Consider the following 13,760-nt stretch of genomic DNA (forward strand, 5'->3'; position numbering starts at 1 on the left):
GCACACGCGGTCCACCGACCAGCTATACGAGTACGATGTGCTGTCGATTCGCATCGATCCAGTCCACCATCGGGGTGAGCTGGACACCACGTTTGGAAAGCGAATCGATATCGACGCGGTACCCGACCGCGTTGATCCATTCTTGTGCATTCACCCATCCGGGTGCGAGACCCTTTGCTCGGGCTTCATCCGGTGACACGTGCGAAACGTTGATCTGTGCGCCCAGAACGTTGTTCAGGCGATTCGCAACTTCAGACATCGTGAGCTTTTCCGACGCCAGCGGCACGGTCTCACCGTGCCAGCGTTGCGGATCGTTTAGCGCGCTGGCCGCGAGCGCGCCCACGTCGTCGGCGGCAATCCAGTCGAGTCGGGCGTCGGGTAGCAACGCGCTGAGCAACAAGCCTTCGCGCAGGTGCGGAAACATCGCGCCCGCTTTCGGCTCAGCGAGGTTGTCCATCATGAATGCCGGTTGCAAGACCGTCCACGATTCGAAGCCCGCGGCGCGAACGGCCTCTTCCACGTCCCATTTGTCCGTCCAGTATTTTCGGTTCCAACGTTTCTCGCTCCAGCCAGGAAACGTCTCATGATTGCCGGCCTGCGCCACGGAAGTGTGAACGAACTGCGGGACCTCCGCGTTGCGCGCTGCGTTGACGAGCGCAAAACCCTGGCGGCGCTCCCTGTCGCTGCGATCAAAATCAGTCAGGAGAACGGAGAAGACGGAACCGACGCCCTCCATCGCTTTTGCGAGCAAGTCGCGGTCGTCCAGATCTCCCCGTAGCGCCTGCGCATCCATGTCGACGAGTGCACGCGCAGCCGGCGAGTCCGGATTTCGTGTCAGGAAGCGTACCTTGCGTCCAGCCGCAAGAAGATGGCGAGCCGCGGCGCCTCCTTGTGCGCCAGTGGCGCCGATGACGAGTACCGCGGCGGATGAATCGATCATGACTTGTCCCGAGGTCGAACGTTAGACGTTGGCCAGGCGTGTCACGCCTGGGCGGCTTGCGCGCGACGCCGCTAACCCTGTGACAGCCATTGCAGGCTCGCGGCCTGGTTGTTCACAAGCGTATCGTTCCGATATTAGCACGATGTTCATAAAACCGCGAGCAAAGGCTGCCCATGATCGATGCTTCGGAATTGCCAGGCCAAAGGGCAAGGCGAATGGCGCGAGGCGCAAAGACGAAGCTTCGTCTTTGCGCCTGACACGACGATCAATGCTGCGGGCGCAGCGTTTGAACGAGGCCGCCTTCATGTGCAACGATCACCTCGGATCCCGGCTGATAAACCCCGGCAATTTCGTCTGCGCGCAGGCGGTTGCCCTGGAGGCCGCGCAGATAACTCGTGTCGTCAAATCGCAACACATGTTCACCATGCGCGTCGCGCACGACGATCTGGTCCGATGCGATCGACGTCAGCGTGCCCACATAGGGCAGCCGGGGCTCAAACGGGAAACTTCCGCCGTGCGGCAGGATGCGCGTGTCGAGTGACAGACGAAAACGGTCCGAATGATTGCTGAGACCAGAGTGCGGCGTGCGTCGGCTCATCAACAGGACGTCGCCCAAGCGGTAGTTCGTGCGGCGCCATGCGTCTTCTGGCACGCTCGCGAGATCGATGGGAACGATCTTGTCGCCGTCCTTCCTGTGCAGGCACGCAAGCTTATGCAATCCTTCCGCGACGGCCAATCCGCCGACTCGCGCATCGATATCGCTGAGCGGAATCCAGCAGATAATGAAATCGAGGCGGTCGCTGTAGATCGCATCTTCATGAATGAAGTCGAACCGTGTGCGGCTTTTGTCGATAGCGGGCGGCGACGTGCGGTATTCGGTGAAAGGTACCCAATAAAGCGGTACGCCGAAGAGCCGCTGAAAGAACGCACGAACTGCGGGGTCTTCCATCACGGTGCGTGCCGCACGCTGCTCGTTCATCGCCTTCACGGGAAAAAAGCTGAAATTTTCGCGGTCTTTGCCAGTCCATCGCACGTCTCGGTCGTTGCGGTCCACGAAGCCGTTGCTGTCGAGGTGATCAACAAGCAGACCGCGCATGCGCTCCAGCGGCTCGTGGTCGAGAACGTCGCGAAAAAACAGGTAGCCGTCTTCGTTCCAGCGCTCTTGCAACTCGGCGTGATTGCCGAGCAGGCCATTGGAAACGTTGAATTCGCGCATCGTCGGCACGATATCCACGCCTGGTGTGCTCATAGATTGTCTCTTTGGGTCGCGGGGGCGCTCCGATGTCGGCTCACAGCAATCCGCGTTCTTCCGAAGTGCGGGTCGTGGTGTCGATGCCAAGTTCCCGCAGTGTCTCCAGAACGGCCGTGGTAGCGGAGGCGACGGCGGGGAACCCGGCATACGGAAGCGCCTGAATCAGCACCCCTTCGAGTTCGCGTGCGCTCAGACCGTTGCGCACGGCAATGCGGACGTGGTTCTTCAGTTCGAGCGTCTGCCGGCTCGCGATGAGAATGCCCAGCGTGACGAGGCTGCGCTGCTTGCGCTCGAGTTTGTCGTCGCCCCAGACATCCGCGAACGCATAGTTGATGGCAAGGCGTGAAATGTCGGATCCGAAGCCGGTGGACTCGCTTGCGGCCCGTAAGCCGGCTGCCTTGTCTTCACCCATGATTTCGCCGAATACCTTTAAACCATAGGCAAGTTTTTCTTCGAGGCTCTTCACTTGTGTCTCCTGTTTAACCGCGGCGGCGCGGCTATTGATAGCGGATGCGACTCACCCGAGCCGCCTTGATCATCATTCGTATTGTAGAACGACATTCTAAAATGTATGTTGAACGGTGCTGGACGTCAAGATAGTGCGCACCCGATATGACCAGGGTTCGTCCGTAGTGCACCGCAACGGGACAAAGGCAATATGCTGGGGACACCCGATATCAAAGCCATATCACGTCATGGAATTGCGGCATCTCAGACACTTCGTTGCGGTCGCGGAGACCCAGCACTTTGGCCGTGCGGCTGCGCGCCTGGGCATGGCGCAGCCGCCGCTCAGCCAGTCGATCATGCGGCTGGAGGAGCAGCTCGGTATCAAGCTGCTCGAACGTACACCGCGAGGCGTTTCGCTCACAGCCGCCGGAGCCGCGTTGCTCGCGGAAGCGAAGCCGCTGATCGCGCAAGCGGAGTTGGCCGAGCGGCGCGTGCGGCAAGCCGCCGACGAACTGGCGAGCCTGAGCGTAGCGTTCGTGCCGATGTGTGCGCTGCGAATCATGCCGCTAGCCATTCAGGGGCTTCGCAAGCAATGGCCGGGCGTTGACGTCCGGTTGATCGAGCGCGGCAGTGCTTTGACCGTCGCCAGCGTGAAAAACGGCAGCATCGACCTGGGCGTGGTAGTCACCAGCTCGGCGGACGTCTCCGGTTTGGAAAGCGTGGTCATCGAGCGTCTGCGTGTGGTGGCCGCGGTTCCGGCGAAGTGGCCCGTGGCGGCGCAGCCTTCAATTCGTATCGCGGATCTCGCGCGATACCCGCTCATCATGTTCCCTCAGCAGATGTCGCAGCCGCTGTTCGCTGCGTTCGAGACAGCGCGCCGCGAGGCGGGGCTGTCGCCGCGGGTGACCCAGCAAGCGCGCCATCCATACACGATGCTCAACCTCGTGTCTCATGAACTGGGCATCGGTCTGATGCTGGACTCGGCGCGATACCTGCCCGTGGAGGGTGTCGCCTTCGTCGACATCGAGGATGTTCCGGCTTCAGGCGAAACTGAGGTGTCGCTGGTGTGGGCCGATAGACCTCACAAGCCCTACCACCGTTCGATGCTCGACATCATGCGCGATATCGCGTCGCCGGCGGCGGGGTGATACGCGCAATCGCACTGCTCGGCAGCTTCGTCCATGCTGCTCCTTTCGTCATCCGCTTCTCGTTCATCTTGACACGCCAAAGTGGTGTGTTTATCTTTGCGAATGACGTTCAGAAAATCACCCGCTCGCGCGGCGAGCCAAAGGAGGAGCAATGAGCACGAATGTGGCGAGTCTTTTCAATCTCGATCAGAAAGTGGCGGTGGTAACAGGGGCAGGCTCAGGCATCGGCCGCGAGACGGCTTTGCTGCTGGCGTCGGCCGGCGCGGCGGTGGTCGCGGCGGACCTGAATGAGGAAGCGGCGCAGCAGACGGCCAGCCAAATCGAAAGTGCGTCTGGCAAGGCTATCGCGATCAAAGTGGACATCAGCGATGAATCGTCGATTCTTGCGATGTACGAAACGGTGCAGGCCAAACTTGGGCGCCTCGACATTCTCGTGAACAACGCGGGCATCTATCCGAAGACGAAATTCGTCGAGACGTCGGTAGAAAAGTGGGACAAGGTGCTCGGCATCAACTTGCGCGGCACCTTCCTCTGCATGCGCGAAGCGATCAAGCGAATGCAAGGTGCCAAAAACGGCGGTTCCATTATCAATATTTCGTCGGTGGCTTCGCTGCAGCCGGTGATTTTCGACAACGGTGACTACGGCGCGTCGAAGGCGGGCGTCAACAACCTCACCAAGGTGGCAGCGCTCGAATTCGCAGCAGACGGAATTCGCGTGAACGCAGTACTGCCCGGCGGCGTGGCAACCGAGGGCGCGGCCGCATCGACGAAGGTTCATCAGGCTCACGGGCCGATCACCCAACCTGGCCGCATGCCGCTGGGCCGCATCGGCGTCGCCTCCGATATCGCCAGGGCAGTGTTGTTTTTCGCGTCGCCGGCATCGGACTACGTCACCGGTCAGCTTCTCGCTGTCGACGGCGGCTTCCAGGTCTCCTGATCACTCGTCTGCGTGTCATTTTCGAATCGCTAAGCTGCGTCGAGAACGCGGCTTGGCGCTGCCATTCCCTTTCCCCGATTGATTGCCGACCCGTTCGCACACACGTCCATGTGTGCCGCGGGCGCTCGCGCATGCGCGTCGGTCTGTGCCTTGTCGGGTAGTGAAAACACCGACGCCATTAATTGAACGACTTGTTGCATAACCATATTCCGTGGCCTAGGATGTTCATCAAGAGGCGCCATGCAAGCGCCCGAGAGGCATAAGCCTGATCGGAGACATGCGATGTACTTTCTCGACAGCGATTTACGTGGTCCTCTTGCGGACTATACGTACGACTATCGTCGCCAGCGCGCTGAAAAGGGCGCTCCGTCGTCGGACGAATCGGCTCGCGCAAAACAATCGAATTGGGCGGCGCGCGTGTTGGGCGCGGTGGCGCCTCGTGCTCTGGGCAAGCTGCGGACGGAGGGCCGGGCGCGATGAAAACGCTGACTCGCGAGAGCGCTCGGGAAGCGCGTAGAGTATGGCTCCCACTCATTCTCCTGTCGATTTCGGCGGCGGCGGTCTGGCTGCTGCAACGCGATGTGCGCATGGAAGAGCTAGGCCGGTCCGCACTCTTCGACGTCGTGATGATGTTTGCCGTGCTCGGGGCGACGGCATTGGCGGGCATCGTCGGATGTGCGATTGCGAGCCGTGCGCGGGCGCAGGAAGCCGATTTGTCGACAGGCGAGGGTTGTTGCTTCATTGGCGCCGTGATCGGTGCGGTCGTCTTTTTTGTCGCCATGACTATCTAACGGTAGAAGCCATGAATGAAGAACTGAGCGCGCGCGTCGAAGCACTCTTGGATAAGCAGGACATACTCGAATGCGTACACCGCTATTGCCGCGGGGTCGATCGCATGGACCGGAAGTTGACGCTGTCGGCGTACCATCCGGACGCAATCGACGACCACGGCGCATTCGTCGGGGATGCAGAGGAATTCGTTGACTGGGCCTTTGCGTACCATACCGAGCATCAGTTGTCGCACCACCATATGGTGTTCAATCACAGCGTCGAATTGCAGGGCGACGAGGCGCACGGGGAGACGTACTGGCTTTTCTTCGGAGAAAATCGCGTCAAGCCAGACACGCTAGCGGTGGGGCGCTATATCGACCGCTTCGAAAAGCGTGATGGCGTGTGGGCGATTGCCGCCCGCGTCTGCATCTCCGAAGCGATCAACGAACTGACTCCTGCGGAAGTGCCTACTGCGTGGCGAGAAATCCTGATGGGCAATGGCGTCAGTGCACGAAATCGTGAAGACGTCTCTTACGAACGGCCTTTAAAGACGCGCCAACCCAGCGAGGTTTAAGGCCAGACGCAAGCCTGCTACGACGCTTGCCACGGATACCAGCATCGATTTGCCATGAAAGCCAACGTCGGCAGCAAGCCGACGTTGGCTTTCAGCTATTGGGTAATGGCGCAATCGTGCTGTGACCGACAATCGACAGAAACTCGCGGCGGGTGGAAGGATCGTCACGGAATGCGCCCAGCATTCGGCTCGTCACCAGCGATGCGCCGGGCTTGTGCACGCCTCGCGTACTCATGCACTGATGCGCGGCTTCGAGAATGACAGCGACTCCCTTCGGCTGCAGCACGGTGTTCAGCGCATCGGCGATCTGAACGGTCATCTTCTCCTGAATCTGTAGGCGCTTGGCATAGACATCGACGAGGCGCGCGAGTTTGGAGATGCCGACCACGCGATGCTCGGGCAAGTAGGCAACGTGCGCACGTCCGATGATAGGCACCATATGGTGTTCGCAGTAGCTCTCGAAACGGATGTCCTTTAGCACCACCATCTCGTCGTAGCCATCCACTTCGGAAAACGTGGTGGCGAGAATCTGCATCGGATCGGAGTCATAGCCCGAGAAGAACTCGCGGTATGCGCGCGCGACGCGTGCAGGTGTTTTAATGAGACCTTCCCTTTCGGGATCGTCACCGGCCCATCGGATCAGCGTGCGCACGGCTTGTTCCGCCTCGTCCGGCGTGGGGCGAATCGACACTTCCTCAGCGCCAATCTGATTGTCTCGCTTGTTCATCAACTCTCCTGATCATTCATGCCTCGTGCAATCGCATTGGCGTCCGCGAATGCGGCACACGAGTGTCGGTGATATCGAGAAAGTGTATATAATTGCACAGTGTTCGTAAATACAAACGAACGGTGCGCCTCGCACGCGGCGTTCGACCATTGCCGGTCGAAAGATCAGGTTGCACTTACACAAGGATCAGCACATGAAAACGCGCATTACAGAGCTGCTTGGGATTCGATACCCCATTGTTCAAGGGGGCATGATGTGGGTGGGTCGCGCTGAACTTGCCGCCGCCGTCTCGAACGCCGGTGCGCTCGGCACCATCACTGCTCTGACGCAGCCCACGCCCGAGGCGCTGCGCAACGAGATCGCTCGGGTTCGCTCAATGACGGATCAGCCGTTCGCCGTCAACCTGACCATTCTGCCGACCATCAAGCCAGTGCCGTACGACGAGTACGTGCAAGCGGTCGTGGAGAACGGTGTGAAGATCGTCGAGACGGCGGGACGCAATCCCGAGCCATATATGCCCGCATTCAAGGCTGCGGGAATCAAGGTCATCCACAAGTGCACGTCGGTGCGTCACGCGCTGAAAGCGGAGGCGTTGGGCTGCGACGCCGTGAGCGTGGACGGATTCGAGTGCGCCGGACATCCGGGCGAGGACGACGTGCCCAATCTGATCCTGTTGCCGGCCGCGGCCGCGAAACTGCATATTCCGATGCTTGCGTCAGGCGGCATTGCCGATGCGCGCGGCATGGTCGCCGCGCTCGCGCTCGGCGCGGATGGGATCAATATGGGTACGCGCTTCATGGCAACGCGGGAGGCACCGATTCACGAGAACGTCAAGCGCAGGCTCGTAGAGCATGACGAGCGCAATACGGCGTTGATCTTCCGCACGCTGAAGAACACGTCGCGTATCTTCAGGAATTCGGTAGCGGAGCAGGTGTTGGAACTCGAGCAAAAAGAGGGTGTGACGTTTGCGGATCTCAAGCCGCTGGTGAGCGGTGAGCGCGGTAAGCGAGTGTACGAGACGGGTGACACCGAAGACGGAACGTTTCCGGCTGGCCTCGCAATCGGGCTTATCGAGGATATTCCCACCTGCGCGGAACTCGTGAGTCGGATGGTCGGCGAGGCGCGCGCACTCATTCATGGCCGACTGGCCGCGCTTGTAGAAGAGAGCTGAGTCCGCAACAAGACGGCCGTCGAACAAGGCCGCCCGCGCCCTCGGTTTTAGCGGGCGTGGCAGCCGATGCATGCATGACGATCGCAATCAGGCCTGCGAAGTCGGACGACGTTGTTCGTCGAGTCGTTCGAGATGCGCCAGCAGCGACCGGGATGCCGCTGGCCAGAGCCTTTCGGGAACATCGGTATAAGCAAGACGCAGCCAGTCGTCGATCGAACCGGTCGGCAGTGTCAGCAAATCGCCATCGAGCAATTCCGGTGTCGTGTTTAACAATGAGAATGGCGTTCAGAAATTAGCGCAATTTTTGTTTTCTGTCCACGTTGTTGTGCGATGCGCAAGGCTGCGATCGTGCCGGACATTGCGCGCGTCATTCGCGCCAGATTGCGTGTGTGCTATCAGGCCTTCCTCGTGGGTGACAACGGATAGACGTGGTTGGGATTTCGCGTTATTCTTGTTCAGAAATATGATCGACGTTCAATTATTGGTTGAACTTGGCCCGCAACATTTCCAGGTATCGGAAGGCGATGCGAGCGCTCGCGGGACATGACTTGCCAGATAACAACAGGACGACTCAGATGGATGCAGGTACGGCTTCGCACGACGCCCTGATGGATGTGCCGTTTCGCCCGATTCGCGTCGGCAGCATGGATGCCATCGTCGAGCGAAGGCCAGACGGAAGCGTGGTGTATGAACTGAAGGAACCGCTCCAGGCGTATCCCGTCCGCTTGACGGAGCGGCTCGAACACTGGGCGAGCGTCACGCCCGAGCGCGCGTTGCTTGCGCGGCGGACGCCGGACGGCAAGTCATGGGAGTCTCTGACCTACCGCCAGGCGTTCGACGGTGCGCGTGCGCTGGGGCAGGCGCTGCTCGATCGAGGATTGTCGCCGTCTCGTCCGTTGATGATTCTCTCCGATCGAAGCTTTGAACACGCGCTCTTCGCGCTCGCCGCATTGCACGTCGGGATTCCCTATATCCCGGTGACGCCCGCGTATTCGCTGTTATCGCAGGACTTTTCGAAGCTCAGGCAACTCGCGGCCGTATGCACGCCCGGCCTCGTCTTCGCGGAGGACGGCGCGCAGTATGGCCGCGCATTGCGTGAGGTGTTCGGCGACGTGGAATGTGTCGTCGTCGGTCCGTTGCCGGAGGGTCGTGGCGGTTCGCGCGTCGCGCAGTGGCTGAAGACGCCGGTTACAGCCGACGTCGACAAGGCGTTCAAGGCAGTCGGCCCGGATACGGTGGGCAAGATCATGTTTACTTCGGGAACGACAGGCGCACCGAAAGGCGTGATCTATCCGCAGCGCATGTTGTGCAGCAATCGACAGCAAGTCGCCCAGGTGTTCGCGTTTCTTCAGGACGGGCCATCGGATCTCGTCGACTGGCTGCCTTGGCATCACACTTTTGGCGGCACGCATAACTTCGGCATGGTGCTGTACGGCGGGGGGACTTACTACCTGGACCCAGGCAAGCCAACGCCGGAGGAAATTGGCCCGACGGTGCAGGCATTGCGTGAAATCGCGCCGGCGGTCTACCTCAATACGCCGCAAGGGTTGGCCTCGCTCATTCCGCATCTGCAGGCGGACAAGGCACTGCGCGAGAAATTCTTTAGCAAACTCGCGCTCATCTACTACGGCGGCGCAAGTCTGCCGAAATACGTCTGGGCTCAACTCGACGAGCTCGCGGTGCGTACCATCGGCCAGCGTGTGCTCATCATGTCGGGCATCGGCAGCACGGAAGCAGGCCCAACGCCGCTATCGGCGGCCTGGGATCCGCGACGCGAAGCGATTGCGGGGTTGCCCGTGCCCGGCGTCAAAGTGAAGGTGGCGCCGGTCGGCGCGAAGCTGGAAATCCGTTTCCTCGGCGACTGTGTGACGCCCGGATATTGGAAAGATCCCGAGCGCACCGCCGCCGCGTTCGACGAGGAAGGCTATTTCCGCTCCGGTGACGCAGCAACGTTCATCGACCCGCAGCGCCTCGAACTGGGACTGCGCTTCGACGGACGCATTGCGGAAAATTTCAAGCTGTCCTCGGGCACCTGGGTCAACGTCGCCGAGTTGCGACTGTACGCGCTGAACGTGTGGGGCCCGTATGCGCGGGATATCGTGATTGCCGGGCACGACCGCGACTACCTGAGCGCGCTCGTCTTCCCTGACATCGAAGCGTGCCGCGCGCTTTGCGACGACCTTCACGATCCGATGCCGGGCGCCGACCAGATCGTCAACAGCCGCGGCGTGCGCGCGTTCTTCCAGACCGGACTCGACCAGCTCGCCGCGCGTCCTGGCGGCAGCTCTACGCGCATTGCGCGCATCGTGCTCGAAAGCGAGCAGCCGACGCTCGATAACGGCGAATTGAGTGCAAAGAGCGCAATCAGCCAACGCAATGTGCTCGAGCGACGGCGCGGTGTCGTGGACGAGCTTTATTGCGTGCCGCCCACGCCGCGCACATTGGTCGGCAACGCTGGCGCAGCAGCGGGCGCAGATCGAGGCGCGCGCCGCGGTTCAACGTACTGAAAACGCTGGAAGCTAAACCATGGATTTTCGCGTAGATCCCGCGGACATCGCGTTCCGCAAAGAAGTTCGTGCGTTCCTCAACGAGCATTTGCCGGCCGACCTGGCCTTTCGCGGGCAGCAGGGCTTTCTGGCAGGTGACGACGATTCACAGCGCTGGACGCGCATCTTGCACGAAACGCACGGCTGGTCGGTGCCGCATTGGCCGGTTGCTGACGGCGGCACGGGGTGGACCGCGATGCAGCGTTACATCTTCGAGGAAGAATGCTATCTGGCAGGCGCACCGATACAGAATCAGGCGGGCGTGTCGCTCGTCGGACCCGTGATTTGCGAGTTTGGCAACGAAGAGCAGAAGCGGCGCTTTCTTCCTCCTATCCAGCGTGGTGAAGTGTTCTGGGTACAGGGTTTTTCAGAGCCGGGCTCGGGTTCCGATCTTGCATCGCTACGTACGACGGCGGTTCTCGATGGAGACCACTACATCGTCAATGGACAGAAGATCTGGACCAGCTTCGGCGCCTACGGCCAATGGAATTTCGTGCTGGTCCGCACGGATAGCGAAGCGAAGCCACAAAAGGGCATTTCCTTCCTGCTGCTCGACATGTCGTCGCCGGGCGTTACCGTACGGCCGATCGCGTCACTCGATGGCTGCCATCATCTGGCGGAAGTCTTCTACGACAACGTACGTGTGCCCGCTGAAAACCTTATCGGCGAGGTCAACAAGGGGTGGGGATACACCAAGTTTCTGCTGTTTAACGAGCGGGCGTTTCTTGGCGCTGAAGCGCCTGCCCTCAAGCGGTATCTGCGCAAGATCCGGCACTACGCCTCGCGCGAACGGATGGCCGGCAAGCCGTTGATCCAGGATCCGACGTTTGCGGCACGTTTCGCGCAGCACGAATTGGAGGTTCGCGCGATCGACATGGCGGTGCAGAAAATCCTGCATCAAGGGATAGACGAGCGCAGTGGCGGTATGGCGATCGGATCCATGCTCAAAGTGCGCGGATCTGAACTCCATCAGAAGCTCACGGAGATGCTGCTGGAGGTGATCGGCGATTACGGCGCCGTGTTCTATCCCGATCCGAATGAAGAGCGAGAGCTGCGCGAAGCCCAGTTCATCGGACCTGAATACGCGCCAGGCCTGGCGGCAGAGGTCTTCTATCGGCGGGCTTGCTCGATCTATGGCGGGACGGCCGAAATTCAGCGAAACATCATCGCCAAAGCACTGTTCGATCTTTGACGCCATATCGAGTCACGAACGGTCTTCGATCCCGAGACGTGGGATCGCATCAATTGCCGGCATAAAGAGGGTGCAGCATGGACTTCGAGTTGAGCGACGAACAGCGGATGTTGCAGGAAAGCGCGCAACGCTTCTTGCAAAAGAGTTATACGTTCGAACATCGTCGCAATCTTGCTTCGCAAGGAGGCGGATTTTCGCGCGAGACGTGGCGTAGGTTCGGCGAAATGGGTTGGCTCGGTGTCGCGGTGCCGGATGAATTGGGCGGGCTCGGTTTCTCGTCAGTCGAAAGCGCCATCGTGGCCGAGCAGATCGGGCGCGCGCTGGTGCTGGAACCATACGTGATGTGTGGTGTGTTTCCTGCGTCGCTTGTCACGCGCTGCGGGCGAGACGGGCAGCGCGAGGCGATACTTGGCGAGATCGTTTCGGGCGAGACTGTCTATGCAGTCGCGCACAGTGAACGTGAAGCGCGGGGTCAGGTGCATTACGTGACGGCCGCCGCGAAGAAGACAGAGGACGGGTCGTGGCGGCTGGACGGCTATAAGACGCTCGTGGTTGGAGCGCCCGTTGCAGACCGTCTGCTTGTTGTCGCGCGCGCGGCGGGTGCAGCCGATGCCACGGACGGCATCGGGGTTTTCGTCGTCGATCCGAAGCAGGCAGGCGTGACGCTGAAGACTTGCGCGTTGCTCGACGGCACGCCATCTGCCGACTTGCTGCTCGATGGTGTGATCGTCGCGGAATCGAATGTTCTGGGTGAGGCTGGGCGAGCGTTCGAAGGACTGCAGGCCGCCGTTGACGAAGCGGTCGTTGCGATCTGTGCCGAACTGGTGGGCGATATGGAAGACGCTATCGAGCTCGCGGCGGAGTACTTGAAAACGCGCAAGCAGTTCGGGGTGGCGATTGGCAGCTTCCAGGCGCTGCAACACCGGATGGCCGACATGGCGATCGAAGCGATGCAGGCGCGCGCAACACTGCACCGTGCGTTGCTCTCTATCAGCGAGGACAGGGAGAACCGGAGCGTCGAAATCTCGGGCTGCAAGGCACAGACCACTCGTGGCGCGAAGTTCGTCACGCAACAGGGTATCCAGTTGCACGGTGGCTACGGCATCACGGATGAATATAAGGTGGGCCATCACTATCGCCGTCATCTGGTGCTCGACGCATTGTTCGGCAACACGGACTACCACCTGAATCGCTACGCACGCCAGATTCAGCACGAGGCAATGGTCGCGGCGGCGTGAACCCTTTCGAGGCATTGCCATGAACGCAAATGCAACCGATCTGCTCGGCGTGCAGAGTGACGGAACGGTTCTCACGTTGACACTGAACCGGCCCGCGGCCCGCAACGCACTGAACCTCGCATTGACCGAAGCGCTGGTCGACGCATTGCGTCGTTTCGAAGCGGACCAAAGCCTGCGCGTCCTTATCGTGACGGGCGCCGATCCGGCCTTTTGTGCTGGGCTCGACCTGAATGATTTTTCCGCGCCCGATGCGCCGCGCACGCGGGTCGCGGACATGATCGATATGTGGCCGCGCATCACCAAGCCGGTAATCGCGGCGGTCAACGGCGCCGCCGTTACAGGCGGGCTGGAACTTGCAATCGGGTGCGATTTCATCATCGCGTCCGAGCGTGCGCGCTTTGCCGACACGCACACGAAAATCGGCGCGCTCGCGGGGGGCGGCATGACCGCGAGGTTGCCGTATATCGTGGGTCCGCGGTGGGCGAAGCAGTTCAGCTTGACGAGCGATCCGATTGACGCCGCCACGGCGTTGCGCATCGGCCTCGTGAACGAGGTGGTCAGCCACGAGCAACTGATGGAGCGGGCAGCGTCACTAGCGAAGACGATTGCGAGCCGCCGACCCGAGCTCGTCGCGACGGTCAAGCGCGTGATCGATCAGGGTGCGCTAGCTTCGCTGGAAGAGGCGTTGCGGATCGAGAAGGCGGCATTGGCGCAAAGAAAGCAAAGCGGCGGCATGGCGTGGCAGGTGGGGAAATAATCGCTTGCCTGAGCGAAGCGCGCGACGCGAGGGCTTTCATCGACAAGCCTCCATTTTTGT

15 protein-coding genes are annotated in these 13,760 nt (G+C 60.8%); 10 read left to right on the forward strand and 5 right to left on the reverse strand.

Features of this window, described 5'->3' with window-relative positions; translation table 11 throughout:
* Positions 1–22 precede the first annotated feature (22 nt).
* From OKW38_RS32830 to OKW38_RS32840, 3 genes are all read right to left on the reverse strand, one after another.
* Positions 23–940: an NmrA family NAD(P)-binding protein gene (locus OKW38_RS32830; RefSeq protein ID WP_429364955.1), complete on the reverse strand. Its 918-nt coding sequence runs from the start codon at positions 938–940 to the stop codon at positions 23–25.
* Between the two features lie 265 nt (positions 941–1,205).
* Positions 1,206–2,156 carry a phytanoyl-CoA dioxygenase family protein gene (locus tag OKW38_RS32835; protein ID WP_429364956.1) on the reverse strand — a complete coding sequence of 317 codons (951 nt, stop codon included), beginning with the start codon at positions 2,154–2,156 and terminating at the stop codon, positions 1,206–1,208.
* Positions 2,157–2,229: 73 nt separating this feature from the next.
* A complete protein-coding gene (locus OKW38_RS32840) occupies positions 2,230–2,658 on the reverse strand; it encodes a carboxymuconolactone decarboxylase family protein (RefSeq protein ID WP_008917662.1) in 429 nt (142 codons plus the stop codon).
* A gap of 229 nt (positions 2,659–2,887) precedes the next feature.
* Here OKW38_RS32840 and OKW38_RS32845 point away from each other — a divergent pair, with 229 nt between their 5' ends.
* From OKW38_RS32845 to OKW38_RS32865, 5 genes are all read left to right on the forward strand, one after another.
* Positions 2,888–3,787, forward strand: coding sequence for a LysR family transcriptional regulator (locus OKW38_RS32845; RefSeq protein ID WP_090808726.1), 900 nt, complete (start codon positions 2,888–2,890; stop codon positions 3,785–3,787).
* 151 nt (positions 3,788–3,938) lie between these two features.
* On the forward strand, positions 3,939–4,724 hold the full coding sequence (locus OKW38_RS32850) for an SDR family NAD(P)-dependent oxidoreductase (RefSeq protein WP_090808728.1): 786 nt from the start codon (positions 3,939–3,941) through the stop codon (positions 4,722–4,724).
* Between the two features lie 282 nt (positions 4,725–5,006).
* A complete protein-coding gene (locus tag OKW38_RS32855; RefSeq protein ID WP_090808729.1) occupies positions 5,007–5,204 on the forward strand; it encodes a hypothetical protein in 198 nt (65 codons plus the stop codon).
* Positions 5,201–5,515, forward strand: coding sequence for a hypothetical protein (locus tag OKW38_RS32860; protein WP_429364957.1), 315 nt, complete (start codon positions 5,201–5,203; stop codon positions 5,513–5,515). Before OKW38_RS32855 ends, OKW38_RS32860 begins: the two co-directional genes overlap by 4 nt.
* An 11-nt stretch (positions 5,516–5,526) precedes the next feature.
* On the forward strand, positions 5,527–6,069 hold the full coding sequence (locus OKW38_RS32865) for a nuclear transport factor 2 family protein (RefSeq protein WP_184032187.1): 543 nt from the start codon (positions 5,527–5,529) through the stop codon (positions 6,067–6,069).
* 91 nt (positions 6,070–6,160) lie between these two features.
* Here the strand turns inward: OKW38_RS32865 and folE are convergent, their stop codons facing one another.
* Entirely contained in the window at positions 6,161–6,796 is a 636-nt protein-coding gene (gene folE, locus OKW38_RS32870) for a GTP cyclohydrolase I FolE (RefSeq protein ID WP_429364958.1), read from the reverse strand.
* A gap of 193 nt (positions 6,797–6,989) precedes the next feature.
* On the opposite strand from folE, the gene OKW38_RS32875 reads away from it, so the two are divergent.
* Positions 6,990–7,967 (forward strand): NAD(P)H-dependent flavin oxidoreductase, encoded by a 978-nt coding sequence (locus tag OKW38_RS32875; RefSeq protein ID WP_429334470.1) that lies wholly within the window; start codon positions 6,990–6,992, stop codon positions 7,965–7,967.
* A gap of 87 nt (positions 7,968–8,054) precedes the next feature.
* Here the strand turns inward: OKW38_RS32875 and OKW38_RS32880 are convergent, their stop codons facing one another.
* Complete coding sequence (locus OKW38_RS32880) at positions 8,055–8,219, reverse strand: hypothetical protein (protein WP_244168806.1); 165 nt, start codon at positions 8,217–8,219, stop codon at positions 8,055–8,057.
* Positions 8,220–8,542: 323 nt separating this feature from the next.
* Here OKW38_RS32880 and OKW38_RS32885 point away from each other — a divergent pair, with 323 nt between their 5' ends.
* The 4 genes from OKW38_RS32885 (at position 8,543) to OKW38_RS32900 (ending at position 13,700) form a co-directional block, all read left to right on the forward strand.
* Positions 8,543–10,474: an AMP-binding protein gene (locus OKW38_RS32885; protein ID WP_429364959.1), complete on the forward strand. Its 1,932-nt coding sequence runs from the start codon at positions 8,543–8,545 to the stop codon at positions 10,472–10,474.
* A gap of 19 nt (positions 10,475–10,493) precedes the next feature.
* On the forward strand, positions 10,494–11,705 hold the full coding sequence (locus tag OKW38_RS32890; protein WP_184061978.1) for an acyl-CoA dehydrogenase family protein: 1,212 nt from the start codon (positions 10,494–10,496) through the stop codon (positions 11,703–11,705).
* Between the two features lie 77 nt (positions 11,706–11,782).
* Positions 11,783–12,943 carry an acyl-CoA dehydrogenase family protein gene (locus OKW38_RS32895; protein ID WP_429364960.1) on the forward strand — a complete coding sequence of 387 codons (1,161 nt, stop codon included), beginning with the start codon at positions 11,783–11,785 and terminating at the stop codon, positions 12,941–12,943.
* Between the two features lie 19 nt (positions 12,944–12,962).
* On the forward strand, positions 12,963–13,700 hold the full coding sequence (locus tag OKW38_RS32900) for an enoyl-CoA hydratase (protein WP_429364961.1): 738 nt from the start codon (positions 12,963–12,965) through the stop codon (positions 13,698–13,700).
* The last annotated feature ends 60 nt before the right edge of the window (positions 13,701–13,760 follow it).

The organism is Paraburkholderia sp. MM5496-R1, assembly GCF_050436205.1.
GTDB classification, from domain to species: Bacteria; Pseudomonadota; Gammaproteobacteria; order Burkholderiales; family Burkholderiaceae; genus Paraburkholderia; species Paraburkholderia tuberum.